Source organism: Streptomyces sp. NPDC057963 (assembly GCF_042887155.1).
In the GTDB taxonomy this organism is placed as follows: Bacteria; Actinomycetota; Actinomycetes; order Streptomycetales; family Streptomycetaceae; genus Streptomyces.
In genome coordinates, this window is record NZ_JBHVPX010000010.1 from 222911 (window position 1) to 248099 (window position 25189).

The window sequence follows — 25189 nt, forward strand, 5'->3', positions numbered from 1 at the left end:
GCCCCTCCGCACACCCGTAGAAGGAGAAACGCCATGCTGGACATCGCCGAGCAGCTCAACCGGTGGGTCGAGCAGGGACGCGACTTCGCCGTGGCCACCGTCGTGGCGGTCGGCGGGAGCGCGCCCCGGCAGCCGGGAGCCGCCCTCGCCGTCGACCGTGACGGCACGGCGATCGGATCGGTCTCCGGCGGGTGTGTGGAAGGCGCGGTCTACGAGCTGTGCGGGCAGGCCCTCGACGACGGACGGACCGTACGGGAGCGGTTCGGCTACAGCGACGAGGACGCCTTCGCGGTCGGTCTGACCTGCGGCGGCGTCATCGACATCCTGGTGGCACCGGTCCGTGCGGACGACCCCGCACGGGCGGTGTTCGCCGCCGCGCTCGCCGCCGCCGCACGCGGGGCGGCGGCGGCGGTCGCCAGGATCACCGACGGGCCCGCGGACCTCCTCGGCCGCCCACTGCTCGTCCGCCCCGACGGCTCGTACGTGGGCGGGCTCGGCGGACATCCGGAACTGGACCGCACCGCGGCGGCCGAGGTCCGCGCGATGCTGGACGCGGGCCGCACCGGCTCCGTCACCGTCGGAGCCGAGGGCTCACGCTGTGGACAACCACTGACTCTGCTCGTCGAATCGAGCGTCCCACCGCCCCGGATGATCGTCTTCGGTGCCATCGACTTCGCCTCGGCACTGGTCCGGGCGGGAAAGTTCCTCGGGTACCACGTCACCTTGTGCGACGCCCGCCCCGTCTTCGCCACGAGGGCCCGCTTCCCGGAGGCCGACGAACTGGTCGTCGACTGGCCGCACCGCTATCTCGCGGCGACCGACGTCGACGCGCGCACCGTCCTGTGCGTCCTCACCCACGACGCCAAGTTCGATGTCCCGCTGCTGGAGCTGGCGTTGAGGCTGCCGGTGGCGTACGTCGGAGCGATGGGCTCGCGCCGCACCCATCTGGAGCGCAACGACCGGCTGCGCGGGGTCGGCGTCACGGAGCTGGAACTGGCCAGGCTGCACTCGCCGATCGGCCTCGACCTCGGCGCCCGTACCCCCGAGGAGACCGCGCTGTCGATCGCCGCCGAAATCGTCGCCGACCGGCGCGGCGGCAGCGGCGCACCGCTCAAGGGCGCGCACACGCCGATCCACCACGAGGGTGATGGGACGCCGACGGGAGTGATCACATCGGTGGCCTGAAGCGGCCTCCGTACCGTGATCGTTCCGGGGCGGGTTGCCGCCACGGCGGATTCACGCCAGGTGTGAACCTGACAGTAGCCGTGCTTTTGGCTTTTAGATCTGCTGCATGACATTCACATCCTCCTCCGCTTCCGGCCGGGCGAGATCCGCCCGCGCGGGTCGCCGGGCTCTGCTCATAGCGACTTCGGTCGCCCTGGTGAGCGGCGCGATGCTTCCCGCAGCGGGCTCCGCTTCCGCGGCCGCAGACCGGCCCGGGGCCGCCGGCCGCCAGGCCGCCGCCCCTGTCAAGGAGTACGACATCACCCTGCTCACGGGCGATGTCGTGCACTACACGGACGGCGTCGGCAAGCAGGACACCGTCACCGTGGACCGGCCCGACGGCGCGGTCGGCGGCGTGCATGTCCAGCAGGCCGGCGACGACCTCTACGTCCTGCCCGACGAGGCCGAATCCCTGCTCGCGGCGGGCACGTTGGACCGCCGGCTGTTCAACGTCTCGGCCCTCGCCGCGATGGGGTACGACGACAAGAGGTCGGACGGCATCCCGCTCATCGCCACCTACCCGGCGAGCCGGGGCCGTTCGCTCCCCGCCGCCCCGCGCGGCGCCGAGAAGACCCGCACCCTGGGCAGTATCCACGGTGCCGCGTTGAGGGCGGACAAGGACACCGCCCGGGCCTTCTGGAACGACATCTCCCGTACGCCCACGGCCCGTTCGCTGGGCGACGGCATCGCCAAGCTCTGGCTCGACGGCCGGGTAGAGGCCGCGCTGAAGGAATCCGTCCCGCAGGTCAACGCCCCGCAGGCATGGGCCGAGGGCTACGACGGCAAGGGCTCCAAGGTCGCCGTCCTGGACACCGGCATCGACGCCACCCACCCGGACGTCAAGGACCGCATCCTCGAAACCAAGAGCTTCGTCCCGGGCGAGGAGGTCGTCGACAAGAACGGCCACGGCACGCACGTCGCCTCCACGATCGCGGGCTCCGGCGCCGCGTCGGAAGGCGTCAACAAGGGCGTGGCCCCGGGCGCCGGCCTGATCGTCGGCAAGGTGCTCAGCGACGAGGGCTCCGGCGCGGACTCCGGCATCATCGAAGCCATGGAGTGGGCGAAGGCCGAAGGCGCCGACGTCGTCTCCATGAGCCTCGGCTCCAGCATCCCGGACGACGGCTCCGACCCGATGTCCCAGGCCGTCGACGCCCTTTCCGCCGACGGCGGGCCGTTGTTCGTGATCGCCGCGGGCAACGCCTACGGCGCGGGCACCATCGGCTCACCCGGCTCGGCGGACAAGGCGCTCACCGTCGCCGCCGTGGACAAGAAGGACAACCGCGCGGACTTCTCCTCGATGGGTCCGCTCGTCAGGTCCTACGGTCTGAAGCCCGACCTGTCCGCACCGGGTGTGGACATCAACGCGGCTGCCTCGCAGGCCGTTCCGGGCATCAGCGGGATGTACCAGTCGATGTCCGGTACGTCGATGGCGACGCCGCATGTCGCGGGCGCCGCAGCGATTCTGAAACAGCGTCACCCCGACTGGTCCGGTCAGCGAATCAAGGACGCGCTGATGAGCTCGTCGAAGAAGCTCGACGCGTACACCCCCTACGAGCAGGGCACCGGCCGGCTCGATGTGAAGGCGGCGGTCGACACCACGATCGAGGCGACCGGCTCCGTCGCGGTCGCCTCCTACGACTGGCCGCACTCCGCGTCCGACCCGGTCGCCCAGCGGACCATCACCTACCGCAACACCGGTACGAAGGACGTCACGCTCGACCTGGCCACGGACACGGACGCCGAGGCCTACACCCTGTCGGCGAAGCAGCTGACCGTCCCGGCCGGTTCCACCGCCGAGGCCGTGCTCTCGCTGGACCCGTCGAAGGTCGCGAGCGACACCCGGTTCTCCGGTCAGGTCATCGCCAAGGACGCGTCGGGCGCCACCGTCGCGCACACCGGCTTCGCCCTGAACAAGGAGCAGGAGCTCTACGACCTGACGCTCAGGCTCCGTGACCGCGACGGCAAGCCGATGGACGGCCAGGTCGTCCTCGCCGAGCTCGGCGACCCGAACCTGGACGTCGTCCAGGTGTCGGGAGAGACCACGCTGAGGCTGCCGCCGGGCAACTACACCGCATGGACGGCCGCCGACATCACCGGTGACCGCGCCGACTCGAAGGCCCTGGCCTTCCTCGCGGCCCCCGAGACCATCCTCGACAAGGCGACCACGGTCACCCTCGACGCCTCCAAGGCCCGCAAGGTGAGCGTGCGGACGCCCAAGGAGACCGAGACCCGGCAGCTGCGATATGACATGGCACGTACCGCACCGGACGGTGTCGTCCAGCGCGACGCGTACCAGATCCCGTTGATCTACGACGAGCTGTGGGCGAGCCCGACCAAGAAGGTCACACAGGGCAGCTTCTCCTTCCTGACCCGCTGGCGGCAGGGCGAGAAGCAGATCGGCCTGACGGCCGGCGGCCGCGATGTGCCGGTCGCCCCGCAGGGCGGCGCGGCCATCGCCGAGGACAGCAGGAAGAAGCTGGCCGGAGTCTTCGCGGGCACCGGGGCCGTGGCCGACTACAAGGGCCTCGACGTCAAGGGCAAGGCCGTCGTGATCCGCCGCAGCGACGCGGTCGCTCCCGCCGACCGGCTCGCCAACGCGGTGGCCGCGGGCGCCGCGGCGCTGTTCGTCGTCAACGACGGCGACGGCGTCCTGATGGAGAGCTACACCCCCTACGGGACCAAGGGCGCCATCCCGGTCGCCTCGGTCCAGCGCCTGGCGGGCGAGGACCTGATCGCCTCCGCACGGCACGGGGCGAAGCTGACGATCGATCAGCGCCTGTTCGCGCGCTACGTGTACGACCTGGTCGACCGCCACGACGGCGTCATCCCGGACCGTTCGCTGGAGTTCGCCCCGCCCGCCCGTCAGCTGGCGAAGGTGGAGAACACCTTCTACAGCCACAAGGGCGTCCTCGGCGGCGGCTACCGCTACGACATCCCGGACTACGGCCCGGGTATCGGTTTCGAGGAGTACGAGAAGTTCCCCGGCACCCGCGACGAGTGGGTCACCCCGCTTCCGGGCGCCTCCTTCTGGTACGAGAACCACTCGGTCCTCGACGCCGACGGATCGGGCACCGCCCAGGAGATGCGCAGCGGCGAACTGGACTACAAGGCCGGCCGCACCTACCCGGCCGAGTGGTTCGCGCCGATCACCCGCCCGCGTCTGGGCACCGGCTACTGGGGTCCGTTCCGGTCCGTCAACAACGACATCCAGTTCAACTTCACCCCGTGGACGGACTCGGGCACGGGCCACTCGGGCTCGATGCCGGAGGACGAGTACGACACCACCACCACTGCCTTCTACCAGGGCGACACCCTGATCAAGAAGGTCGCGGGCCGGGCAGGGTACGCGTGGGACGTCTCGTCGCAGAAGCTGCCGTACCGCTTCGTGCTCGACTCCGCCCGGGACGGCGACGTGTGGAAGACGTCCACCCGTACGCACACCGAGTGGAACTTCGTCTCGGGCGCCATGGACGAGAACGGCCCGTACCAGGCCGACATCCCGATGCTCCAGCTGGACTACAAGGTCGACACCGACCTCGCCGGCGATGTCACCGCCGGCAAGTGGACCGAGATCGGTCTCTCCTCCGGCACGCAGGAGTGGCTGGACGGCGCGGTGAAGGCCGCCAAGGCCTCGCTGTCGGTCAGCTACGACGACGGGAAGACCTGGAGCGCGGCGCAGTTGCGCAAGGACTCGGCCGGTTCCTGGACCGCCCGGTTCAAGACGCCGAAGAAGGGCGGCTCGTTCGTCTCGCTCAAGGCTCACGCCGAGGCGGCCGACGGGCTCGGAGTCGATCAGGAGATCATTCGGGCATTCGGCCTGAAGTGACCTGCTGAGCTCCGTTCCTGAGGCGGCCGCACCTCCCTGACCGGGGTGTGCGGCCGCCTCTTTTTGGTTCCCTTGGTGACCAAAATTTGTCAGCTTTGCCCGTATATGGCGGGCGATAAGGAGAGAAAGGGACTTATCGCGGTGCGGTGCAAGTTGCCACGGTGGCGTCGGCAGGTTTATAAGAGGAACGTGGCCGAAGCGATTCCGGGAATTCCGGGGACTGCCGCCACGGAGGTTTCCCATGTTTCTGACTCCGTCCGACACGGAGAAATTGCTGCTGAGTGTTGCCGGAATGGTTGCCCGGGACCGGCGGGAGCGCGGTGTGCGCCTCAATTACCCCGAGGCCGTCGCCCTGCTCGCCTGCTGGGCCATGGAACGTGCCCGTGAAGGCGCCCGCGTCAGCGACCTGATGACCGCAGGGCGGTCCGTCCTCACCCGCGCTGACGTGCTCGAAGGCGTCCCCGAGATGCTGCACGACGTCCAGGTCGAGGCAACCTTCCCGGACGGGCGCAAGCTCGTCACGATCACCTCGCCGATCCCGTGATCCCCGGTGAGATCCGGACCGGATCCGGCGTAGTGAAAATCAATGACACCCGTACTCAATTGAATGTGACCGTAGTGAACGACGGTGATCGGCCCATTCAAATCGGATCGCATCTGCATTTCTCCGACGCGAATCCCGCCCTTTCCTTCGACCGGCCCCTGACCGAGGGATTCCGGCTCGATATTCCCTCCGGTACGTCCCTGCGCTTCGAACCCGGAGTCGGTGCCGAAGTCACCCTCGTCGAACTGGGAGGCCACCGGAAGGTTCCCGGCATCGTCGTGCCCGGCACCCGTACCGCACGAACGGACAACATGTGACATGGCACAGCTGACTCGCGCCGCCTACGCGTCGCTCTACGGCCCCACCGCCGGGGACCGTGTCCGCCTCGCCGACACCGACCTCTGGATCGAGGTCGAGGAGGACCGCTGCTTCGGTGGCGACGAGGCGGTGTTCGGCGGTGGCAAGTCCATCCGCGAATCCATGGGCCAGGCCACCACCTCACGTGCCGACGGCGCCCTGGACCTCGTCATCACCAATGCCGTCGTCCTCGACCACTGGGGCATCGTCAAGACCGACGTCGGCGTCCGGGCCGGCCGGATCGTCGCCCTCGGCCGCTCCGGCAACCCCGACATCAGCGACGGCGTCCACCCCGATCTGGTGATCGGCCCCGGCACCGACGTGGTCTCCGGCGAGGGCCGCATCCTCACCGCCGGAGCCGTCGACACCCACGTCCACTTCCTGATGCCGGAGACCCTGCACGAGGCCCTCGCCACCGGCACCACCACCGTCATCGGCGGCGGCACCGGAGCCACCGAAGGATCCAAGGCCACCACCGTCACCCCCGGCGCCTGGAGCCTCGCGATGATGCACCGGTCCCTGGACCGCGTCCCGCTCAACATCATGCTGTTCGGCAAGGGTTCGACCGTCGGTGAGGAGGCACTGCGCGAGGCGGCGCTCGGCGGTGCCGGCGGCTACAAGGTCCATGAGGACTGGGGCGCCACCCCCGCCGCCATCGACGCCGCACTGAAGGCGGCCGACGCCTACGGCCTCCAGGTCGCCCTGCACGCCGACAGCCTCAACGAGACCGGCTACGTCGAAGGAACCCTGGGCGCCATCGCCGGACGCGGCATCCACGTCTTCCACGCCGAAGGCGCGGGCGGCGGCCACGCCCCCGACATCATCACCGTCGCCTCCCACCCCAACGTCCTTCCCGCGTCCACCAATCCGACGCTCCCGCACACCGTCAACACCGTCGCGGAGCACCTCGACATGCTGATGGTCTGCCACCACCTCAACCCGCGCGTCCCCGAAGACCTCGCCTTCGCCGAGTCCCGCATCCGCGCCACCACCATCGCCGCCGAAGACGTCCTGCACGACATCGGAGCCCTCTCCATCACCTCCTCCGACGCCCAGGCCATGGGCCGGATCGGCGAGGTCGTCTGCCGCACCTGGCAGGTCGCCCACACCATGAAGCAGCGCTTCGGAGACCGCGGCAGCGAACTGCCCGCCGACAACGAACGGGCCCGCCGCTACATCGCCAAGTACACGATCTGCCCCGCCGTCGCCCATGGCATCGACCATGTCGTCGGCTCCGTCGAACCCGGCAAGCTCGCCGACCTGGTGCTGTGGGACCCCGCCTTCTTCGGCATCCGTCCCGCCGCCGTGATCAAGGGCGGCATGGTGGTGTACGCGCCCCTCGGCGACGCCAACGCAGCGATCCCGACCACCCAACCCGTCCTGCTGCGCCCCACCGCCGCGGCCGACGCCGCCCCGCATCTCTCGGTCAGCTTCGTCGCCCCGGCGGCCCTGGCGGACGGACTCGCCGAACGCCTCGGTCTCGTACGGGAATTGGTCGCCGTGCGGCCCACCCGCCACCTCACCAAGGCGGACCTGCCGAACAACACGGCGCTCCCGGACATCGACGTCGATCCGGAGACCTTCGCGATCCGTATCGACGGAGAGCCCGTCGAGCCCGCGCCCGCCACCGAACTGCCGCTCGCCCAGCGGTACTCCATGTTCTGATGACGGGCCTGGCACCTCTCCTGCTCGCCGACGGACGGCTCCCGGTCGGCGCGTACACCTACAGCGCGGGCCTCGAACCGGCCGTCGCGGCCGGCCTCACCCGTGACCGCATCCCCGCACTCCTGCGAGCCCGGCTGAGCACCGCGGCGGTCACCGAGGCGGCCGCCGCCGTACTCGCCCTGCGGGCCGCAGGACAGGACCCGGTGGACTACGGCCCCGTACAACAGGCCCTCGCGGCCCGGACCCCCGCCGCACCCCTGCGCGAGGCATCGGCGACGCTCGGCCGCGGCGTGCACCGCCTGGCGCGACGGCTCGCCCCGCACCACCCCGCGGTCACCGCCCTGTCCGCGATCCGTCCCCGCCCGCTGAGGCCGGTCGCGCTCGGCGCCCTCGGGGCCGTCATGAAGGTGTCGGAGGAGGAACTCGCCCACGCCGTCGTCTACGACGAACTGCAGACCGTCGCCTCCGCGGCACTCAAGCTGCTGCCCGGTGACCCCCTCGACACCGTCGCCTGGATCCTCGCCGCGGAGCCGCACGCCACGGCCGCGGCGGCCGAGGCCCTCGCCGTACGGAACCCGGCCGAACTGCCCGCCCGTACGCCCCCGCTCACCGAACAGTGGGCGCTCGAACACGCACCACGAGAACGGAGACTCTTCCTTGCCTGACCAGCAGTCCGACCGGCAGCGAGACGTACGAACCGCCCAGGGCCCCCACCGGCACGAGCATCCCCGGCACCCTCCGCACGACCACCGGCCGCGCGCCCTGCGCCTCGGCGTCGCGGGCCCGGTCGGCACCGGCAAGAGCTCGATCCTCGCCACCCTGTGCCGCGAGCTGGCCGGTGAACTCGCCATGGCCGTCGTCACCAACGACATCTACACCGACGAGGACGCCCGTTTCCTCCGCTCGGCCGGCGTCCTGCCCACCGAGCGCATCCGCGCCGTCGAGACCGGTGCCTGCCCGCACACCGCGATCCGCGACGACGTCAGCGCCAACCTCGACGCCGTCGAGGATCTGGAGGAGGCGTACGGACCGCTCGACCTGGTGCTCGTCGAAAGCGGCGGCGACAACCTCACCGCCACCTTCAGCCCGGCCCTCGCAGATGCCCAGCTCTTCTGCATCGACGTCGCCGGCGGCGGGGACGTCGCCCGCAAGGGCGGCCCCGGCATCACCGGCGCCGACCTCCTGATCATCAACAAGACCGACCTGGCGCCCTACGTCGAGGTCGACGTGGACACCATGGTCGCCGACGCCCGGAAGGCCCGCGACGACCTGCCGGTCCTCGCCCTCTCGAAGAACGACCCGGCGTCGATCACCCAACTCGCCGACTGGGTACGGGCGGTGCTCGTCCGGCACCGCAACGGCACCCACATTCCCACCGACCCGGGCCCCATGGCACCCCACAGCCACAGCCACGGCGACTCGTGACCCGGCGGACGGCCGCCCCCGCCGAGCCGGGCGACCCCACCGTCGTCTCCGTGGAACGCGACGCAGCGGGCCGCCACGTCGCCCGCGAGCTGCGCCCCGGCGCGTTCCTCGCCCCCCGCCCCCTGCTGCCGTCCCCCGACCGCGTGCGGATCGCCCTGGTCGGTACCCGGGCCGGTTTGCTCGCGGGCGACGATCTGCTGCTGCACATCGCGGTCGGCCCCGGGGCCCTCCTGGAGCTGGTCGAACCGTCGGGCCTGGTCGCGTACGACCATCGCGGTGGCACGGCGAGGTGGCGGGCCCGGGTCGACGTCGCCGGGGGCGGAGAACTGCGCTGGGACGCCCGGCCGTTCGTGATTGCGACGGGCGCCCGGGTCGAGCGCTCGATGGACATCGCGCTGGCGTCCGGTGCTCGGATGCTGTGGCGCGACACCCTGGTCCTGGGACGTTCCGGTGAGCGGGGCGGCAGCCTGCGGGCGACCACCCGTGCCACGTACGACGGCCATGAGCTGCTGGTCGAGGACCTGGATCTCACGGACCCGGAGCTGCGCGAACTCCCTGGCATCCTGGGCCCGAACCGTGTCGTCGGCTCGGTCACCTCCCTCGGTGCGAAACCCGGCGGAGCGCCCCACCCGTACCGCATGGAACTGGCCGGCCCGGGGACGCAGGTGCGGCTCCTGGACACGGTGGCGCCGGCGGTCGAGGCGGAGCTGTCCGCGGTCTGGGCGGACTGGCTCTCCGCCTGAGGCATCTCCGTACCGTGGAACTCGACGGCGCCCCGTCGGCGATTTCTGCATGATGCCCCGTCAGGACTGGATGCGCCGACGGGTATTCCCCCGCCCGGTCCGGGGGATTTCCCCATGGTCGCCACGGAACGCCCGTGGATAGCCTGCGTCGAGCAACGGCCCCGAGTGGGCCGGAGATCGATGAGGCGGATCCAGGGGGAGAGTCATGCGTTGGCCCAGGGTGTTCATGGCCACAACGATGGTGGGAAGCGGTCTGATCGGGCTCGGCGCGTGCGGCCTCATCGACTGGAACAGTTTCGAGGACGACGCCCGGGTGCCGCAGAGGATCACCTCCGTCAGGCTGGATCTCGGCGCCGGCCGGGTGAATCTGCGGGGCGTGCCGAAGGGCACCGAGGCATCTTTGCACCGCTCGGTGCGCTACCGGGGAGACAAGCCCCATGGCGCGTCGCACCGGGTCGAGAACGGTGTCCTGGTGCTGAGCGGCTGCGGCAACGAGTGCTCGGTGTCCTACACCGTCGACGTGCCCGCGGGACTCCCGGTCTCGGGCGGAACCTCCTCGGGCTCCGTCGTACTGGCCCGAGTCGGGGCGGTGGACGTGACCACGCACTCCGGACGGATCGAGCTGGACGGAGTGACCGGCCCGGCCGATGTGCACACCTCCAACGGCCGGATCGAGGCGCGCGGTCTGGCCGGTCCCGTCCGGGCCAGGACCTCCAACGGGCGGATCGAACTGACTCCGCTGAACCCGCAGGACGTCCGGGCCGAAACCTCCAACGGGTCCATCGTCGTCACCGTGCCGACCGGCCGGTACAGGGTCACCGCCAGCACGCACCACGGTCACAAGAACATCGGCATCGACAACGACCCGGCGGGCAAGCACGAGATCGATCTGACCACCACCAACGGCTCGATCACGGTCAAGAACGACTGATCCGGCCGACCACGGCCAACAGCTCGATCACGGTCAGGAACGGCTGATCCGGCGGCGGCCGACCGCGCCGCGCGCCACGACGGCCGCACACAGTAGCGCGGGGGCCGCCGCGACCGCGAAGCAGACCGCCGTCGGCAGGCGGCCCACCAGCAGACCCACCGCCGCAGTACCCGCCGAGGACCCGGCGTTGACGGCGGTGTTGACCCACGCACCCGCCTGTGTGCGGCTGCCCGTGCCCACGGACTCGTCCGCGACGAGATACGCGGTCGTCAGGGCGGGGGCGACGAACACCCCTGCGGCGGCGACCACCGCGACCAGCACGTACACGTCGGGCGACAGCCCGGCCGCCACCATCGCCACCGCCAGGCCGGCGGCCGGGACGGGCAGTCGCACCCGGTGCGACGCACGCCAGGAGACGGCACCGTAGGCGAGCCCGCCGACCGCGCTTCCCGCCGAGAGAGCGGCCAGCACCCAGGCCACGGCCGCTCCCCGGTGGTGCTGCTCGGTGAACGCCACCACCAGGAGATCCAGGGCCCCCAGACACAGCCCCACGGACGCTGCCACGAGCGCGGCGTGCCGCAGCCCCGCCATGCCGAGCAGCCGCTGCTCACGGGGCGCGTCCCGCGACCCGGCGGCCTTCTCCGCCGGCGGTGCGGCGCCTATGCCGCGCACCGCGGGCGAGGACACCAGCGCCAGGGTGCCCACCAGCACGAGTGCGGCACTGGTCGCGACGCCCGCCGCGGGGACGGTGAACCCGATGAGCACGCCCACCAGCAACGGCCCGGTGACGAACAGCAGTTCCTCGGCGACGCCGTCCAGGCTGTACGCGCGCTGCAACAGCTCCCGTTCCGGAACGAGGCTGCTCCACACGGTCCGCATCACCGGACCCAGCGGCGGTGTGCAGGCGCCCGCCGTCACGGCGAGTGTCCCCAGCAGGAGCGCGGAGGCCCCCGGCCGCCAGGTGGCGTACGCCAGGGCGGCGAGCAGTGCGGAGTAGACACCGGCCATCGGCGGCAGGGCCCGGTGGGGCCCGTGCCGGTCGATCAGCGCGGCACGGACGGGGGAGAGGAAGACGCTGGTGGCGCCGAACAGGGCCATGACGGCGCCCGCGGCCGAGTACGAACCGGTGGCGTCCTTCACCGCCAGCATCAGGGAGAGGGAGACCAGCCCGTACGAGAGCCGTCCCAGCAGTGCGGCACCGAAGGTGCGGGAGGCGTGGCGGGTACGCAGGACCGTGGCGTACGACGGGTTGCGCGAAGGCGCGGGTGAGGGCGAGAGCATGGGGACATTCCTCGTGAGGGCAGCGCGGTGCACGGCGCTGCGGGCATGCGGGGACTCCGAAGGGCCGCACCCGGTGGGAGGGGGTGGGTGCGGTTAGTACGGGGTCCTACGCACAGGAGAGGAACATGCCGGCCAACGTACCAGGGGGAGAGGTGGGTTGTGGAGGGTGCGCCAGGAAGGAGGGCGGGGGCGGGCAGGGGCCGGAAAAGCGCTGTGAGGTGTGACAGCACGTCGGGTAGCGTCGGCGTACATGTCGCCCTCCCCCTCCCGTAACCGTCCTCCCTACGACGCGGACGAGCGGACCCAGCTCGTCGGCTGGCTCGACATGCAGCGTGCGGTCGCCCGCTGGAAGTGCGACGGGCTGTCGGAGACGGACGCCCATCGGTCCGTCCTCCCGTCCTCGCCGCACATGACGGTGGCCGGTGTCATGTCACACCTCCGCTGGGCCGAGCACCTCTGGTACGAGGTCGTCCTGCTGGGCCGTCCGGCCGTGGGGCCCATGTTGGACGGGCCCGAGGACGCCGACATGATGGTCGAGGACGTCCCGCTCGCGGAGCTCATCGACGCCTACGACCGGCAGATCGCGGTGTCGAACGAGATCATCGCGGCGCAGTCGCTCGACGACGTGGGCCGCCACCCGGACTTCGACGCCTCGGCCGCGAGCCTGCGCTGGATCATGTTCCACATGATCGAGGAGACCGCCCGGCACGCGGGCCACCTGGACGCCATCAGGGAGATCCTGGACGGCGAGACGGGCTACTACTGACCCGGCCCCCGGGCCGCACACACCTCGTCGGCCGCCCACCCCCGCCGCACCGCATCATCGGTCGACCCCGCCTCGTCGCCCGCACTCGCCTCGTCGGCCGCCCACACCCTGGCGGCTGCATCCATCTCGGCAGAGTCAGTCGGTGATGCCGGTGTTGGCTGCCAGGATGTCCGCAGCGGTCTGCCGGAGTCGTGGGAGGTATCCGATGACTTCGTCGGCGCGGTGGAGGAGGTCTTCGGTGGACGTGACGCCGAGATCGGCGACGGCCTCACGGAAGGCCGGCAGGCGCGCGACGTGCAGGTCCGGTGCGTCAGCGGCCAGGACGGCGTGACAGCGTGCGAACGTCGCGATGATCCAGAAGACGGCTTCGCGGTGGTCGCCCCGCTCGATGAGCTGCCGGCTTCCCTCGATGGCGATCGGCCGTGCCTCGGCGGTGATGTCGCTGCTGAAGAAGAACGGGGTACGGGCGACCCGCGCGGCCGCGTCGAACGTACGGGCCAGCTCGTCCAGATGTTGCCCCGTCCTGCGGGCGGACAGCCGCGCGCATCCCAGGAGCTCCAGCAGCTCCGGATACCGGTGCGCCTGCCCGTAGTCGGTGAGGACCGCGCGAGCCGCCGGGTAGCGCAACCGGACGGTGGGGTTGCGCAGGGCGGCGACGAGCAGGACATGGGTGGTCACCCCGGTGGGGAACAGCCAGGCCGTCACCTGTTCGTGGAAGGGCGCCGAGGTGTCGAACGCGGCGAGGCGGGTCTCGATCCGGCGCTCCGCGTCCAGGCATCTGCGGCGCACCCAGGACCGCTCGGCGAACCGTTGCGACACGTGCGCCCGCAGTCCGCGCAGGTGGCCGGTCGGGTCGGCGATGACCGTGTCGCGGCGGAAGCTCCCCGCCAGGTGGTAGGAGGAGAGTACGTCGTCCGCCGAGGCGAGGTCGTCCCACGACACATGGCTGACTTCGAGCAGCGCACCGCGGAAGCGGAGCTTGCCCGGCTTGTCCGGCGGGTCGTGCTCGGCCGTGACGACGACGATGTCGACGTCGGAGAAGGGGGAGAGTTCGGCCTCGTCCGGCAGGCCGACCGTCGATCCGCTGAAGTAGGCGCCGCGGAATCCGGAATCGGGTCGGGCGTGCTCTTCGACCCAACGCGCCGCGGCCGCTCGGGCCGTACCGACTCTCATACCGAGTCCTTTCACTGCTCTTCTGCCACCCACTGCTCGGGACGCCGGTCTGATGGAATCACGGCATGACAAAGCTGCTGCACCGAATCGTCCAGGGGCTCGATCGCTTCCACGCCGCCCGGCCGTGGGACCACAACGCCCACTACCACCGGTGGATTCTGCGTCAGCTCCCCAGCAGTTGCGACAGAGCCCTGGACGTCGGCTCCGGCGCCGGAGAACTGGCCCGGCTCCTGGCGGCACGGGCGAAGGCAGTGCACGGAATCGACTCCGACCCGGACATCGTGGCACGGGCTCGTCAACTGACCGCCCCGGCCGCTCCGGTGACCTTCGCCGTCGCGGACGCGCCGAGCGGGATTCCGCCCGGCCCCTACGATGTCATCACCTGCGTCGCCACTGTCCACCACCTGCCGTTCACCAACGCTCTCACCCGCTTCCGGGGGCATCTGGCGCCCGGCGGAACCCTGGCGGTGGTGGGCGTCGCCCGGGAGGCGACCTGCGGGGACCACCTGCTGGGTCTCGCCTCGGTTCCGCTGAATGTCGCCATGGCCTTGATCAAGAACAAGGGGCGCAGGGTTTCCCTCCCCGGCTCCATGACCGCAAGGACCCGGCCGGCCGAGATGACCTACGCAGACATCGTTCATCAGGCGCGTCAGGTGTTGCCCGGTGTGAGACTGCGTCGCAGGCTGTTCTGGCGCTACACACTCGTATGGCGCGACGGCCCCGGCGGGCGCTGACCGCGACAAGAGGCGAGAACCGGGCCGGTACCCGACGAGAGGCGAGAACCGGGCCGGTACCCGACGAGAGGCGAGAGCCGGACCGGCCCCTGACGACAGGCGAGAGCCGGGTCGGACCGCGACGAGGAGAGAGAACGGAACCGATTGCGATGAGGAAGATCATCCTGATGATGTCGACGTCGCTCGACGGCTTCATCGAGGGGCCGGGCCGTGAGATCGACTGGCACCTGGTCGACGACGAACTGCACCGGCACTTCAACCAGCAGCTCAGGACCATGGGCGGCTTCCTGGACGGCCGTGTGACATATGAGCTCATGGCGGGGTTCTGGCCGACCGCCGACTCCGACCCCTCAAGTACCGCACCCGTGGCGGAGTTCGCCGGAATCTGGCGGGACATGCCCAAGATCGTGTTCTCCCGGACGCTGGAGCGGGCCCAATGGAACACGACCATCAAGCGGGAGGTGGACATCGGCGAGATCACGGCTCTCAAGGCACAGCCCGGCGGAGACCTGGCCCTCGGTGGTGCCGATCTCGCCGCGTCCTTCATGCGGCACGGCCTGATCGACGAGTACCGCGTCTATGTCCACCCGGTTCTCATCGGACGGGGCAAGCCCCTCTTCCCGGCATCGGACACCGCGACCGCCCTCCGCCTGACCGAGACCCGGACCTTCGGCAATGGGGTCGTGCTCCTGCGTTACGAGCGGCCCACGGCTGCTCCACCGGAATGAACTCCACGCGTCGCGGAGGCGTCCCGGCTGTTCCACCGGGCCACGCGAGGGGCTCTCCCGTATAACTGCCGCACTGTCACGAGAACTGGCGAGAACTCACTCACGAACCCTGACAGGAGCTGACGGCAACTCACTCGTGAACACGGACGAGAACTCGCGAGAACTCACGAGCTCTGACGAACTGGCGAACCGATGGACTGGCGAGAGGGCAGGCGATGACACTCGGCGTAGAGGACCGCATGGCGATCACGGAACTGATCGGCCTGCACGGGCATCTGATCGATGACGGTGAACTCGACCGGCTGGACGAGCTGTTCACCGACGACGTCGTCTACGACGCGTCGGCCCTGGGGCATGGATCGATGCACGGGCCCGGGGCCGTCCGGGACGCGGCACGGGCGATGGGGGAGCACGGCCCCGTGGGCCACCACGTCACCAACATCGTCCTCACCGAGGTGAGCGACGACCAGGTGCGCGCCCGGTCCAAAGGGATCGGCATCAGGGCGGACGGCATGTGCGGAAGCGTGACGTACGAGGACCTGATCGTGCGCGGCGAGAAGGGGTGGCGCATCAGCCGCCGCACGATCTCCGCGCGACGCGCTCCGTCCGGCACGGACAAGCGGCCCACATGACATGTCACATGTGTCGCTCCTTCCGCACGGACAAGCCGCACATGACATGTCACATATGACGCCCCTTCCGGTACGCACAAGCGCCCCACATGACATGTCACATGTGCTCAGGCGCCACAGGCCGACGCTGACAGCGCCCGTTCCGCCACTGGAAGGGGCGCCGTCGGCCGGGCCGGGTCCGGGCGGCACGGCAGGTCGCGTCAGGTGTCCAGCATGCCCGACGTGTCGATGACCTGCCGGATCGCCCGGCCCGAAGCCAGCTCCTCCATCGCCGCGTTGATGTCGGCCAGCGGCAGTGTGCCGGTGTGCATCCGCTCCACCGGCAGCAGGCCCGCCCGCCACAGGTCCAGAAACCTGGGAATGTCGCGGCGCGGGACCGCGTCGCCCATGTACGAGCCGAGCAGGGACTTGCCCTCGCCCGCGAACGCCAGCGCCGGGACCTCCAGCAACCGGTCGGGGGCGGGGAGGCCCACCGAGACGACCTTGCCGCCCCGGGCCACGGCGGTCAGGCACTCCGCCATGACCTTGGGGCTGCCCACCGCTTCCACCGCCAACTCGGCTCCGCCGGAGGTGAGTTCGCGAATGGCCTGGAGGGCCTCGTCCGGGGCGTACACGTGCGTCGCCCCCAGCCGGAGGGCCAGTTCGCGCTTCTCCCGGACCGGGTCGACCGCGATGACCGGATACGCCCCGGCCGCGCGGGCACCCAGCACCGCGGACAGGCCCACCCCTCCCAGGCCGTAGACCACCGTCGACTGGCCGGGCCGCAGGGCCGCCGTGTTGATGACGGCTCCGGCACCGGTCAGGACCGCGCAGCCGAACATCGAGGCCACCGTGAACGGGATGTCCTCGGGGATCGGCACCACCGACTCCTGGGCCAGCACCGCGTGTTCGGAGAACGCGGAGACGCCCAGCTGGTGGTGGACCGGTTCACCGGAGGCGTCGGTCAGCAGCGACGGGCCGTGCAGCAGCGCGCCCGAGCCGTTCGCCGCCGCTGCCTGTGCGCACAGGGCCGGGCGGCCCGCCGCGCAGTCGCCGCAGAAACCGCAGCTGGGTACGAAGACCAGGGCCACATGGTCGCCGGCGGAGACCCGGCGGACGCCCGGTCCGGTCTCCTGGACGACGCCCACTGCCTCGTGGCCCAGTGCCATCGGCAGCGGGCGGACCCGGTCGCCGTTGACCACCGAGAGGTCCGAGTGGCAGAGCGAGGCAGCCGCGATGCGGACCAGCACCTCGCCCTCGCGCGGGGCGCCCAGCTCCAGCTCCTCCACCTCCACCGGCCGGGTCGCGGAGTAGGGGCGGGCCGTCGATACCCCGCGCAGCACCACCGCACGGGTCTTCATGCCCGCACCTCCGGACGCGGGGCGCAGCGCAGCACGTCGCGGCTCTCCAGCAGCGGGACGACCTTGCCGAGCACGATCTCCTGGAAGTGCGGGGTGGCGCAGTGCGCGGTGAAGTCGGCCTCGGAGGAGTACTCCTCGTACAGCACGATCGCCCGGGGGTCCTCGGTGCCCTGGTGGACCCGGTAGGCGAGGTTGCCCGGCTCCTTGCGGGAGGCGGCGGCCATCGTGTCGAGCAGGGGCAGGACGGTGTTCTCCTCGCCGGCCCTGGTGCGGTAACGGGCGACGACTACGTAGGTCATGGGGCTTTTACTCCTGGGGTGTGGCGGGCCTCTTCAGGGCGGTGGGCGGGACCGGCGGCAGCTGGTCCCGGCGCAGGTGCCAGAGGCGGGGGTCGGACGTGGCGGCGGCGGCCGACCCGAGGGCCAGCGCGAGCGCCACGTCCGCGGCGGTTTCCACGAAGCCCGCGGCGACCGACGGGGACATGGCGCGCTGCGCCTGCGCGGTCATCCGGGCGATGATCGGGGCGGGCATGATCTCGACCAGGTCCGGCGCTCCGCGCGAGATCGCGTCCGTGGAGCGGCGCAGATTGGACCGGTCGGTGACGAACACCTTCATCATCGTCAGCAGGCCGAGCGGACGGCCCTTCTCTATGAGGGAGAGCCGGGTGCTGACCACGCCGTGCGCGCCCATGTTCTTGATGAACTCCAGCGCGCCCCGGTCCTGAGCCAGACCGGGGCTGCTGTCCACGTTCACGAACACGGTCTTCCCCGCCCGGCCCAGCGCCGGCACGACCTGGGGCAGCTGCCCCACCGCGAGCGACGCGACGATGCACACCTTGGCCGGTGCGGTCAGGAACTGGCGCAGCGGCTGGGTGCCGACGACCGACGCGACGACCGGCACCTCGGCGAAGGCCGAGGCGAGCCGGGGGTCGAGTGCGGCACCGGACCGGGACGGAGAAGGGGTCATGGCAAGGGCCTGCCTGGGGAAGGAGGGTTCGCGGCTGCTGAGGTCAGTTCAGCGGAGACGTTCCGAATCGGCTGGGAAGGCCCAGTTTGCCAGGGTTGAGAATGCCGGCCGGGTCCAGGGCCTTCTTCACCGCGACGAAGGTGGCGAAGCCCGCCCCGAGGGATTCCTCCAGGTAGGGACCGCGCAGCAGACCGCAGCCGTGGTGGTGGCTGAGCGCCGCGGCGTGCTTGATGAGTACGGCGTTGGCCGCGTCCCACACCGAGCGGTACCAGTCGCGCCGCGACTCGGGAGCCACGTCGCCGCGCAGCGAGAAGTAGACGCAGGCGCCGTCGGTGTATGCGTGGGACTGGTGGGCCGAGGCGGCCAGGGTGCCGGGCACCGACTGGATCGCGGCGACCACCTCGTCGTAGATCACCGGGAGATCGGTCCAGGACGCGGCCATCTCCAGGGTGTCGGCGACGAAGCCGGGGCCGGGCTTGAAGCCGTCGGCGGACTTGCCGACCAGCATCCGCTCGTCCAGCCAGCGCTCGAACACCGCCTTGCTGTCCAGCTCGGGGCCGTACGCCTCGCAGACCTCGGCCGCCACCTTGATCGAGGCGTCGACGATGGCCGGGTCGCCCTCGTCCGCGATCAGCAGGAGGTTGGTCTCCGGGGGGCCGAAGTGGGTGCCCGACTCCAGGGTGTCGTAGAGACGCAGGACGGCCGGGGTCGCACCGCGCTGCATGATCCTGCGGCAGGCGTCGAGGCCCTCGGCGAAGGTCTTGAAGCCGTATGCCACGGCGTTGGCGTACTCCGGCAGCGGGTGGACCCGCAGACGCGCCGAGACGATGACGCCGAGGGTGCCTTCGGAGCCGACGAACAGCTGGCGCAGGTCCGGGCCGACCGCGGCGCGGGCGTAGTCGCCGTACGTGGCACGCGTACCGTCCGCGTGCACGACGTCGACGCCGACGACCATGTCCTCGATCTTGCCGTAACGGGTGGAGAGCTGACCTGCGCCGCGGCAGGCGATCCAGCCGCCGACCGTGGAGACGGCGAAGGCGGACGGCCAGTGGCCGGTGGTGACGCCGTACTCCTCCTGGAGCTGCTTCTCGAAGAGGTCGCCGAACATGCCGGCCTGGACGTCCACGATGTTCGACTCGGCGTCGAAGCCGGTGATCTCGTTGAGCCCGCAGACGTCGAGGACGACGCCGCCGAAGACGGGGAGCGCCGCGCCGGTGACGTTGGAGCGGCCGGCGGACGGGGTGACCGGGATGCCTGCCTCGTGGCAGATCCGCAGCACGGCCGCGACCTGGTCGGCGTCGGCCGCCTCGACGATCACGGCGTTCGGCGTCGCGGGACGGCCCTCGGTCTCGCCGATCATCGAGCCGGCCCACCAGTCGCGGGTCCGGGTGACGACCTCGTCGCGGGAGGTGTGCACCGCGTGCGCGGCCCCGCGCAGTGCCTCGATCACGGTGTCGGGGACCTCGACCGGGTCCACCTGGAGGGCGGCCTCGCCGTCGCCGATCGGGGTGTTCCGGGCCCACTTGGCGAAGCTGGGGGCGCCGATCGTGTAGTTGCCCCGGTTGAACGGGTGGGTGATGGTCTGACGGCTGATCATGCTGCTGCCCCTTCGAGGAGTACGGACTTTTCGTGACGGACGGCTGCGAGGTATTCGGAGACCGAACGCTCCACCTCGGCCTCCGTGAGGTTCAGTTCCCGGCCGAGGATCGCGCCGACGGCCTCGGCGGCGTCCACGGACGCGTCCCGGGCGAACAGCCGGGCGCGCAGCCGCCGGGAGAGGACGTCGTCGACCGAGCGGGCCAGCTCGGCGCGGGCCGCGTACACGACCTCCGCCCCGGTGTACGGGAGTCCCGCGACGATCGGCTCGGCCAGCGCCGGGTCGTCCTGGATCAGGTCGCCGACGAAGCGGGCCTCGGTGCCGAAGCGCTCGCCGAGGTGCGCGGCGATGCCGCCGGACGCCGCGACGGCCTCGGCGTCGTAACCGGCGCCGCCGAGCAGCGGGAGGTCGGTGGTGCGGCTCTTCCCCTTGCGGCCGAGGACCGCCATCACCTTGTCGATGACGAGTTCGCCCATGTGCCGGCTGGTGGTGAGCTTGCCGCCGGTCACCGTCACCATGCCGGTGCGGCCGACGGTGATGTGATGGTCGCGCCGCATGTCGAGCGTCGCGCCCTCCTTGCCGCCGACCAGTGGGCGCAGGCCGCCGATGGAGCCGACCACGTCGTCCGGGGTGAGCTTCCCCTCGAAGGCGGTGTTGGCGCCCTCCAGCAGGAAGTCCATCTCCTCACGGGTGCAGTGCACATCGTCGGGCGAGCCCTGGTAGTCCTCGTCCGTGGTGCCCAGCACGACGCTGTTGCCCCAGCGGGTGCAGGTCGCGCGGCGGGCCCGGCCGGGGATCGGCACGGTGACCGTGCAGTTGATCCGCACCTTGTCCCACGGCACCACGATGTGGACGCCCTTGGCGGGCCTGACCTGCGGCTTGTGACCGTCGTCCGCCTTTGCGTCGAGCTCGTCGGTCCACACCCCGGTGGCGTTGACGACGGCTCGCGCACGGATGTCGACGGTGTCGCCGTCCGCCGAGACCCGGGCGCCGGACACCTTGCCCGTCTGCATCAGCAGGCCCTCGGCCTTCGCCCCGTTGAGGACCGTCGCGCCGAGCGCGGCGGCGGTGCGGACGATGGTGAGGACGAGCCGGGCGTCATCGGTACGGGCGTCGAAGTACATCAGCCCGCCCTTGAGGTTCTCCGCGCGCAGCGTCGGCGCCTGCGCGAGGACCTCCGGAACGGTGAGCCGCTGATGGAGCTTGCCGATCCGCCACCCGCCGACCAGGTCGTACGTCCACAGCAGACCCTCGAAGCCCTTGGCGAGGCGGGCGTCGAAGATGCCCTCCTTCTCCAGGATCGGGAAGAGGAACGGCAGCCGGTGCACCAGGTGCGGGGCGTTCTTGCGGAAGCGGTGCCGTTCCAGGAGCGAGTGCCGGACCAGGTTGACGTTGCCCTGCTCGATGTAGCGCAGACCGCCGTGGACCATCTTCGAGGACTTCGACGACGTGCCGGAGGCGAAGTCGTCCTTCTCGACCAGCGCCGCGCGCAGCCCGCGCGAGGCCGCGTCGAGCACGGCGTACGCCCCGGTGATGCCGCCGCCGATGACGAGTACGTCGTACGTGTCGTCGGCCAGCCGGCGCTTGAGGGCTGCCCGGTCGAGCAGCAGGGGCGTTCGGCGGGTCGCCGCGGCGCTGCGCCGCGGTTTCCGGGCGGGCATGGTGATCACAACATCAACTCCTGGTGTTTCGGTGCGGCGGCCGTGGTCGGGTGCGCGCCGCCGGTGCGACGGGCGGGGCCGTCAGTGGGGGGTTCGGGGTTCGGGGTTCTTCAGGGGGAGCAGCGCGGGATCGCCGAGATGGGCGATCAGCACGTCGCGCCAGGCGGACCGCTGCTCGGCACGCTCGGCCGCCGTGATCGACGGCTCGAAGATCCGGCCGTGCGGCTGTGCCTCGACGACCTCTTCGAGCGAGGGCCACAGGCCCTGGGCGACGCCGGCCAGATAGGCGGTGCCGCGCAGGCTGGCGGTCGCGGAGTCGGAGACCCGTTCCAGCGGCAGGCCGGTCAGGTCGGCCTGGATCCGCATGAGCGGGTCGCTGCCGGAGACCCCGCCGCCGACCCGGAGCCGGGTGAACGGTGTGCCCATCGTGTCGGCGACCCCGTCGATCAGGTCGCACACCGAGTGCGCGATGCCGTCCAGCACGGCGCGTGCGAGATCGGCGCGGGTGGTGGCGAGGGTGAGCCCGGTGAGGGATGCGGTGGCCTCCGGGTGCCAGACCGGCGTACGGACCCCGGCGAGCGCCGGGACGAAACGCGGGGTGCGGCCCGGCCGGGTGGGGACCCGGCCCGCCTCCTCACCGAGCTCCTTCGGCGATGCGAACAGCCCCAGGTCGTCACAGAGCCAGCGCAGTGCCGAACCCGCCGTGGAGGTGTACGCCTCCAGGCTGTAGTGGCTGATGTCGCCCTGCCGCCGGCCGGGCTGGGCGAGCACCCCGGAGATGTCCCGCCGGGGCAGGGCGGGCGTGGTGCCGGTCGCCGCGTCGACGAAGGCGCCGGTCCCGTACACGCACATGCCCTGCCCGGCGGCGAGGCCGCCGAGCGCGACGAGTGCGGCGTGCTGGTCGCCCATGGAGGCGGCCAGCGGGACGGCGATCCCGAGGGCGGCCGGGTCGGTCGTGCCGAATCCGGCGTCGTCGGAGCGGAGCTCCGGAAGCAGGTCGAGGGGGAAGCCGAGGTGGCCGATCCACTCCTCGTCCCAGGCGTGCCGCTCCAGCAGATAGCCACCGGTGGACGCGGCGTTGGTCGGGGTGGTGGCGTGCACGGCGCCGCCGGTGAGGCGCCAGATCAGCCAGGTGTCGACGGTACCGAAGAGCAGCCGGCCCTCGCGGTGCGCGGCGGCCACGTCCGGGTGCGCGGCGATCTGGCGGGCGGCCCAGAGGAACGGGGCGCGGGCGCCGACCGGCCGGCCCTGCCGGGCGAGCAGGGCGGCGTCCCACTCCGCCTCGTACGCGGTGAGCTCCTGCGCGTGACGCCGGTCCTGCCACACCACCGCGGGCAGCAGCGGCTCTCCGGTGACCCGGTCCCACAGCATCGCGGTGGCCCGCTGGGTGGAGAGCGCGACCGCGGTGATCCCGATGCCGTCCTCGCGGGCCCGGCCGACGGCCCGGCGCGCCACCTCGACGGTGGCGCTCCAGATCTCCATCGGGTCCTGCTCGACCGAGAGGTCGTCCGGATGGCTGACCTTGATCGACCGGTAGAACACCTCATGGGCGGCGCCAGAGTCGAGGACGACTCCGGCCCTGGTGCCCGTGGTGCCCTCGTCGATGGACAGCACACCGCGCCGTGGGGCGGCGCCGGGGAACGTCTGCGTCATTGCAGCCCTTTCTTCGAGACCATCGCGAGCTGTGCGGAGGGGATACGGAGGCGGTACGGGGGAGGGGACCATCGTGTGACGCGACAGGTCCGGCGGCGGGTCAGCGCGCGGTCACGGACTCCGCGGATTCCGCCGGGCCGGCCCCGGCGCCGACGGAGGCACGGTCCTGTCCGGCGACCTCGTCGGGCGACGCGGCCTTCGTCGGGTCCCACTTGATCGCCAGGCAGGTGACCAGGCCGAGCAGGGGCACGACGGAGAGCACCAGGAAGGTGTCGGCGAGTCCCAGCGAGTCCTTGATCTGCGGGAAGACGTACAGCCCGACGACACTGCCGAAGCTGCCCACCATCCCGGTGACACCGGTGCCGAGCGCGCGGACATCACTGCTGTACGAGAGCGCGGCGATGGACTTCCCGTTGGCGCCGGGGCCCGCGGAGTGGCAGAGGATGAACAGCACCGGCAGCAGGAACGCCACGGCCGTGGGCACCTTCTCGAAGGTCAGTCCCATCGCGAGCAGCGCGACGAAGACCCCGGCGAAACCGGCGGCGGAGCTGAGCCGCAGTCCGAGCCGGCGGCCGAAGTACGCGGACAGGAGCCCGCCCGCGATACCGAAGGCGTTGAAGACCATCGAGCCGATGGTGGCCTTCTCGAAGCTCTCGCCGAAGATCGTCAGGCTGATCAGCGGGAGGTACCAGCCGACCGCGAAGTACTGCATCGACTGCCCGAGCGAGATCACCGAGGAGAGAACCGTGCGCGGCAGGTACTCGCCCTTGAAGAGCAGCCCGGCCTGGCGGAAGCCGATGGCGGGAGCGGCGGTGGCGGCGCGGGTCGCCTCGTCGGGCTTGCCGGCGACGGCCTTGATCCGGTAGATCCGGTCCAGGTTGACGACCGCCTCGTCCAGCCGGCCCTTGCTCGCCAGCCAGGTGGGACTCTCCCGGAGCATCAGCCACTGGCCCAGCAGCAGCGCGGCGGCGACGACCGCGGCCGAGCCGACCGACCAGCGCCAGATGTCCGCGCCGACGTCCAGATTGAAGAAGACCAGGGCGAGCGCGAGGTTGCTGGTGGTGGCGACGTACCAGACCGCCTGCCACAGGTTCAGCCGGCCACCCAGCTTCGCGGGGGTGTACTCGGCGAGCAGCGCCATGGCGACCGCGAAGTCGATGCCGTACGCCACGCCCACCAGGACCCGGCCGAACCAGACGACGGTGAAGTCACCGGCGAAGGCGGCGAGCAGGGCGCCCGCGATCGCGAAGACCTTGGCGATGAGCAGCGGGGGGACGCGGCCGATCCGGGTGGCGAGCCAGCCGCCGACCGGGTTGAAGATGATCGCCAGGGCCGGAGCGGTGGCCGTGAGGATCGAGACCTGGGTGCTGGTCAGCTCCATCTGGGACGTCATCGGCCCCAGACCGGCGCTCAGCGCCGCATTCGAATAGGCGTCGAGAAAGAGCCCGCCGAACACGAGAAACCAGATGACTTGCGCCCGGCCGGTGATCTTTCCCAGCCCATCGATGAGCGCAACGACGTCGGCGACGCCTTTGACGCTCGGACGTTGTGCCATGAATCCGCCTTCGAGGAAGACCCATCGGCGGCACGGGGAGCACAAAAAACAGGCATGACGAAACCACCGACAGGTGGTCTATGTCTGTGCCTGTCAAAACACTGCGGAAAGCGCCGCAGCACGTGAACTGCTGGAAGTACGAACTACGCAGTGAGGTTAAGAACGAGTCAGGAGGAACGTCAAGGGTTTCCGGCAGGTTACACAAACGTGACGCGTGCCCCGAAGGCGCTACGGCGCGTGATCCGGGTCCTGCCGGCCCGGGACGCCCCGGCGCGCAGCACGGCGGTGCGCGCCGCGTCCGCCCGGCACGGCGCCGTCCGGCCGTGCCGCCGGCCGGCCGGGCCTCGTGCAGGGTGATCGCGTCACCGCGCTCCGGATGCCTCCGCTG

22 protein-coding genes are annotated in these 25189 nt (G+C 71.0%); 13 read left to right on the plus strand and 9 right to left on the minus strand.

Annotated elements, in window-relative coordinates:
- The first annotated feature begins 33 nt into the window (after positions 1 to 33).
- The 9 genes from ACFVT1_RS24095 to ACFVT1_RS24135 all read left to right on the plus strand — a co-directional run bounded on the left by ACFVT1_RS24095 (position 34) and on the right by ACFVT1_RS24135 (position 10715).
- Complete coding sequence (locus tag ACFVT1_RS24095) at positions 34 to 1185, plus strand: XdhC family protein (protein WP_389798851.1); 1152 nt, start codon at positions 34 to 36, stop codon at positions 1183 to 1185.
- A gap of 208 nt (positions 1186 to 1393) precedes the next feature.
- The gene (locus tag ACFVT1_RS24100) at positions 1394 to 5050 is read left to right on the plus strand and encodes a S8 family serine peptidase (RefSeq protein WP_389799119.1); all 3657 of its coding nucleotides are present in this window, start codon (positions 1394 to 1396) and stop codon (positions 5048 to 5050) included.
- A gap of 241 nt (positions 5051 to 5291) precedes the next feature.
- Positions 5292 to 5594 (plus strand): urease subunit gamma, encoded by a 303-nt coding sequence (locus ACFVT1_RS24105; protein WP_389798853.1) that lies wholly within the window; start codon positions 5292 to 5294, stop codon positions 5592 to 5594.
- The gene (ureB, locus tag ACFVT1_RS24110) at positions 5591 to 5911 is read left to right on the plus strand and encodes an urease subunit beta (protein WP_389798856.1); all 321 of its coding nucleotides are present in this window, start codon (positions 5591 to 5593) and stop codon (positions 5909 to 5911) included. The genes ACFVT1_RS24105 and ureB overlap by 4 nt, the downstream gene beginning before the upstream one ends.
- A gap of 1 nt (position 5912) precedes the next feature.
- Complete coding sequence (locus tag ACFVT1_RS24115; RefSeq protein WP_389798858.1) at positions 5913 to 7616, plus strand: urease subunit alpha; 1704 nt, start codon at positions 5913 to 5915, stop codon at positions 7614 to 7616.
- Complete coding sequence (locus tag ACFVT1_RS24120) at positions 7616 to 8281, plus strand: urease accessory protein UreF (RefSeq protein ID WP_389798860.1); 666 nt, start codon at positions 7616 to 7618, stop codon at positions 8279 to 8281. Before ACFVT1_RS24115 ends, ACFVT1_RS24120 begins: the two co-directional genes overlap by 1 nt.
- A 97-nt stretch (positions 8282 to 8378) precedes the next feature.
- Positions 8379 to 9041, plus strand: coding sequence for an urease accessory protein UreG (ureG, locus tag ACFVT1_RS24125; protein WP_389799122.1), 663 nt, complete (start codon positions 8379 to 8381; stop codon positions 9039 to 9041).
- A 50-nt stretch (positions 9042 to 9091) separates the two neighbouring features.
- Entirely contained in the window at positions 9092 to 9784 is a 693-nt protein-coding gene (locus tag ACFVT1_RS24130) for an urease accessory protein UreD (protein WP_389798863.1), read from the plus strand.
- 226 nt (positions 9785 to 10010) lie between these two features.
- Positions 10011 to 10715, plus strand: a complete 705-nt coding sequence (locus ACFVT1_RS24135) for a DUF4097 family beta strand repeat-containing protein (protein WP_389798866.1) — start codon at positions 10011 to 10013, stop codon at positions 10713 to 10715.
- Between the two features lie 33 nt (positions 10716 to 10748).
- Here the strand turns inward: ACFVT1_RS24135 and ACFVT1_RS24140 are convergent, their stop codons facing one another.
- Positions 10749 to 11996 carry an MFS transporter gene (locus ACFVT1_RS24140; RefSeq protein WP_389798868.1) on the minus strand — a complete coding sequence of 416 codons (1248 nt, stop codon included), beginning with the start codon at positions 11994 to 11996 and terminating at the stop codon, positions 10749 to 10751.
- Positions 11997 to 12246: 250 nt separating this feature from the next.
- Between ACFVT1_RS24140 and ACFVT1_RS24145 the strand changes: the two genes are divergently transcribed.
- On the plus strand, positions 12247 to 12762 hold the full coding sequence (locus ACFVT1_RS24145; protein ID WP_389798870.1) for a DinB family protein: 516 nt from the start codon (positions 12247 to 12249) through the stop codon (positions 12760 to 12762).
- Positions 12763 to 12897: 135 nt separating this feature from the next.
- Here ACFVT1_RS24145 and ACFVT1_RS24150 read toward each other — a convergent pair whose 3' ends face one another.
- On the minus strand, positions 12898 to 13935 hold the full coding sequence (locus ACFVT1_RS24150; RefSeq protein ID WP_389798873.1) for a hypothetical protein: 1038 nt from the start codon (positions 13933 to 13935) through the stop codon (positions 12898 to 12900).
- Between the two features lie 65 nt (positions 13936 to 14000).
- Between ACFVT1_RS24150 and ACFVT1_RS24155 the strand changes: the two genes are divergently transcribed.
- The 3 genes from ACFVT1_RS24155 (at position 14001) to ACFVT1_RS24165 (ending at position 16029) form a co-directional block, all read left to right on the plus strand.
- Positions 14001 to 14669, plus strand: a complete 669-nt coding sequence (locus ACFVT1_RS24155) for a class I SAM-dependent methyltransferase (protein WP_389798876.1) — start codon at positions 14001 to 14003, stop codon at positions 14667 to 14669.
- A 149-nt stretch (positions 14670 to 14818) separates the two neighbouring features.
- Positions 14819 to 15397: a dihydrofolate reductase family protein gene (locus ACFVT1_RS24160; RefSeq protein WP_389798877.1), complete on the plus strand. Its 579-nt coding sequence runs from the start codon at positions 14819 to 14821 to the stop codon at positions 15395 to 15397.
- Positions 15398 to 15612: 215 nt separating this feature from the next.
- Positions 15613 to 16029 carry a nuclear transport factor 2 family protein gene (locus ACFVT1_RS24165; RefSeq protein ID WP_389798880.1) on the plus strand — a complete coding sequence of 139 codons (417 nt, stop codon included), beginning with the start codon at positions 15613 to 15615 and terminating at the stop codon, positions 16027 to 16029.
- 200 nt (positions 16030 to 16229) lie between these two features.
- Here ACFVT1_RS24165 and ACFVT1_RS24170 read toward each other — a convergent pair whose 3' ends face one another.
- The 7 genes from ACFVT1_RS24170 to ACFVT1_RS24200 all read right to left on the minus strand — a co-directional run bounded on the left by ACFVT1_RS24170 (position 16230) and on the right by ACFVT1_RS24200 (position 24801).
- Complete coding sequence (locus ACFVT1_RS24170) at positions 16230 to 17369, minus strand: zinc-binding dehydrogenase (protein WP_389798883.1); 1140 nt, start codon at positions 17367 to 17369, stop codon at positions 16230 to 16232.
- Entirely contained in the window at positions 17366 to 17668 is a 303-nt protein-coding gene (locus tag ACFVT1_RS24175) for a putative quinol monooxygenase (RefSeq protein WP_389798885.1), read from the minus strand. Before ACFVT1_RS24175 ends, ACFVT1_RS24170 begins: the two co-directional genes overlap by 4 nt.
- 7 nt (positions 17669 to 17675) lie before the next feature.
- Positions 17676 to 18335 (minus strand): glycerol-3-phosphate responsive antiterminator, encoded by a 660-nt coding sequence (locus ACFVT1_RS24180; RefSeq protein ID WP_389798888.1) that lies wholly within the window; start codon positions 18333 to 18335, stop codon positions 17676 to 17678.
- Positions 18336 to 18378: 43 nt separating this feature from the next.
- Complete coding sequence (locus ACFVT1_RS24185; RefSeq protein ID WP_389798891.1) at positions 18379 to 19932, minus strand: FAD-binding oxidoreductase; 1554 nt, start codon at positions 19930 to 19932, stop codon at positions 18379 to 18381.
- Positions 19929 to 21602 (minus strand): FAD-dependent oxidoreductase, encoded by a 1674-nt coding sequence (locus tag ACFVT1_RS24190; RefSeq protein ID WP_389798893.1) that lies wholly within the window; start codon positions 21600 to 21602, stop codon positions 19929 to 19931. The genes ACFVT1_RS24185 and ACFVT1_RS24190 overlap by 4 nt, the downstream gene beginning before the upstream one ends.
- A gap of 72 nt (positions 21603 to 21674) precedes the next feature.
- Positions 21675 to 23246 carry an FGGY family carbohydrate kinase gene (locus ACFVT1_RS24195; protein WP_389798895.1) on the minus strand — a complete coding sequence of 524 codons (1572 nt, stop codon included), beginning with the start codon at positions 23244 to 23246 and terminating at the stop codon, positions 21675 to 21677.
- A 100-nt stretch (positions 23247 to 23346) separates the two neighbouring features.
- Positions 23347 to 24801: an MFS transporter gene (locus ACFVT1_RS24200; protein ID WP_389798898.1), complete on the minus strand. Its 1455-nt coding sequence runs from the start codon at positions 24799 to 24801 to the stop codon at positions 23347 to 23349.
- Between the last annotated feature and the right edge of the window lie 388 nt (positions 24802 to 25189).

Bases quoted from the DNA above. Each gene is read 5' to 3' on its own strand.
- ACFVT1_RS24095 (WP_389798851.1), top strand. From the start codon at position 34: ATGCTGGACATCGCCGAGCAGCTCAACCGGTGGGTCGAGCAGGGACGC.
- ACFVT1_RS24100 (WP_389799119.1), top strand. From the start codon at position 1,394: ATGCTTCCCGCAGCGGGCTCCGCTTCCGCGGCCGCAGACCGGCCCGGG.
- ACFVT1_RS24105 (WP_389798853.1), top strand. From the start codon at position 5,292: ATGTTTCTGACTCCGTCCGACACGGAGAAATTGCTGCTGAGTGTTGCC.
- ACFVT1_RS24115 (WP_389798858.1), top strand. From the start codon at position 5,913: ATGGCACAGCTGACTCGCGCCGCCTACGCGTCGCTCTACGGCCCCACC.
- ACFVT1_RS24120 (WP_389798860.1), top strand. From the start codon at position 7,616: ATGACGGGCCTGGCACCTCTCCTGCTCGCCGACGGACGGCTCCCGGTC.
- ACFVT1_RS24135 (WP_389798866.1), top strand. From the start codon at position 10,011: ATGGCCACAACGATGGTGGGAAGCGGTCTGATCGGGCTCGGCGCGTGC.
- ACFVT1_RS24140 (WP_389798868.1), bottom strand. From the start codon at position 11,996: ATGCTCTCGCCCTCACCCGCGCCTTCGCGCAACCCGTCGTACGCCACG.
- ACFVT1_RS24145 (WP_389798870.1), top strand. From the start codon at position 12,247: ATGTCGCCCTCCCCCTCCCGTAACCGTCCTCCCTACGACGCGGACGAG.
- ACFVT1_RS24150 (WP_389798873.1), bottom strand. From the start codon at position 13,935: ATGAGAGTCGGTACGGCCCGAGCGGCCGCGGCGCGTTGGGTCGAAGAG.
- ACFVT1_RS24155 (WP_389798876.1), top strand. From the start codon at position 14,001: ATGACAAAGCTGCTGCACCGAATCGTCCAGGGGCTCGATCGCTTCCAC.
- ACFVT1_RS24160 (WP_389798877.1), top strand. From the start codon at position 14,819: ATGAGGAAGATCATCCTGATGATGTCGACGTCGCTCGACGGCTTCATC.
- ACFVT1_RS24165 (WP_389798880.1), top strand. From the start codon at position 15,613: ATGACACTCGGCGTAGAGGACCGCATGGCGATCACGGAACTGATCGGC.
- ACFVT1_RS24170 (WP_389798883.1), bottom strand. From the start codon at position 17,369: ATGAAGACCCGTGCGGTGGTGCTGCGCGGGGTATCGACGGCCCGCCCC.
- ACFVT1_RS24175 (WP_389798885.1), bottom strand. From the start codon at position 17,668: ATGACCTACGTAGTCGTCGCCCGTTACCGCACCAGGGCCGGCGAGGAG.
- ACFVT1_RS24180 (WP_389798888.1), bottom strand. From the start codon at position 18,335: ATGACCCCTTCTCCGTCCCGGTCCGGTGCCGCACTCGACCCCCGGCTC.
- ACFVT1_RS24185 (WP_389798891.1), bottom strand. From the start codon at position 19,932: ATGATCAGCCGTCAGACCATCACCCACCCGTTCAACCGGGGCAACTAC.
- ACFVT1_RS24195 (WP_389798895.1), bottom strand. From the start codon at position 23,246: ATGACGCAGACGTTCCCCGGCGCCGCCCCACGGCGCGGTGTGCTGTCC.
- ACFVT1_RS24200 (WP_389798898.1), bottom strand. From the start codon at position 24,801: ATGGCACAACGTCCGAGCGTCAAAGGCGTCGCCGACGTCGTTGCGCTC.